At 65.5% G+C, this 1483-nt stretch carries 1 pseudogene; it reads right to left on the minus strand.

The annotated features are described in order from the left end of the window. Positions 1–1483, minus strand: a pseudogene (locus tag DBR18_RS29950) (phage receptor); the annotation flags it as partial.

The following is a 1483-nucleotide window of genomic DNA, read 5'->3' on the forward strand; positions in this document are numbered from 1 at the left end:
GGCTTCCATGCTGCCGTCTTCGTCGTCGGCGGCCACCGGGTTCTGCTCCAGATCAATGACCCGACGCAGCTCTTTGCGCGCCGAGGCGCTGTCTTCGACTTCGTCATAGCGCCAAGCCAGGGTTTCGCCGAGACGATAATCCTCGGGGAAATCCCGGGTCGCCTGCTGCAGGTACGGAATCGCTCGGGCGCGTTCTTCGCGAGTCGGCGCGCCGGACAGGCGCATACCGTAATCGGCGCGGTAACGCGGGTTGTCCGGCTCACGGCGTACCGCTTCCGCCAGCCACGCGTTGCTTTGCGCCAGGTCGCCGGCCTTTTGTGCGGTGACGGACGCGGCGTAGAAATGCCCGGCATCCGGCGCTTGCTGCAACGCCTGACGCTGGCGCTGCAAGGCCTCGGCATGCTCGCCACGGGCATCGGCAATCGCTGCGCCGAGTGCCCATTCATTGGCGCCGCGTGCCTTGCTTTGTTGCCAGTAACCCTCGGCAGCCTGGCTGTCACCGGCATTCAGCGCGCTACGGCTGGCGGTCAGGCGGGCGTTGTCGCTGAGTTCGGCGGCGGGAATACTGCGCCAGATCGCCAAGGCGCCTGCGGAGTCGCCCGCAGCTTCCAGCGCGTAAGCCAGCGGCAAACGACTGCTGCGGTCACCGAGTTTTTCCGCTTGCTGGTAATAAACCACCGCTTCACCGGGGCGATCCGGCATGGCGCAACGGCCGAGCGCACGATAATCGCCAGCGGCTTGCGGGTGATTGCCAAGCGCTTGCTGCACCGCATCGCACTGACCGTTTTCTGCCAGTTGCGCAAGCAATTGGCCGCGAGTGGCACCGTCGATATGACGGATCATTGATGCCATCCGCTGCTGTTGTGCGGGTGTGGTCTCTCTGGATGATGCGTAGATTCCGGCCAGACGCTGCAGCGCGGTGCCCGGCAGGCGTGCGCCGAAGCGGTCATAGGCATTTTCCAGCAGCTCCTGCGCGTGGGCACGATCACCGCTGTCGAGTGCGAGGAAACTGGCCTGATTCAGCGACGCCAGATCGCCGGTCTGACGGTAGTGGTATTCCCACAGCGTTTGCTCCTCGGTGCGACGCCCCATGGTTTGGGCCAGTTGCGCGCGGCGTTTGACCACCGCCGGGGTCTGCCGCTGCCCGGCGAGCCAGACCATGACCTTGCTGCTCTGGCCCTGTTCCTGCCAGACATCGAGCAGTTGCGCCTGTCGCCGGTTCTCCCACGGTTGCGGCAGGGTTGTGCTTTGCAGCAGATCGGTGGCTTGCAGGCGCTGGGCGAGCACCAGCCACGCTTGTGGATCATCGCTTGGCTGGCAACTGCGCAATTGCGTCAGTGCCGCTTCCGGGTCGTGACGCGACAACCAGTCGGCGGTTTCCAGGCAGGGGCGCTGCAGGTCGTTGCTCAGGCGTTGAACGCTGGGCACATCGTCGGTCTGGCGTGCCAGTTCCCACAGCCGCTGGCGTTGCGCCGGATCTGCC

This window comes from Pseudomonas sp. HMWF021 (assembly GCF_003061005.1).
Lineage (GTDB): Bacteria > Pseudomonadota > Gammaproteobacteria > Pseudomonadales > Pseudomonadaceae > Aquipseudomonas.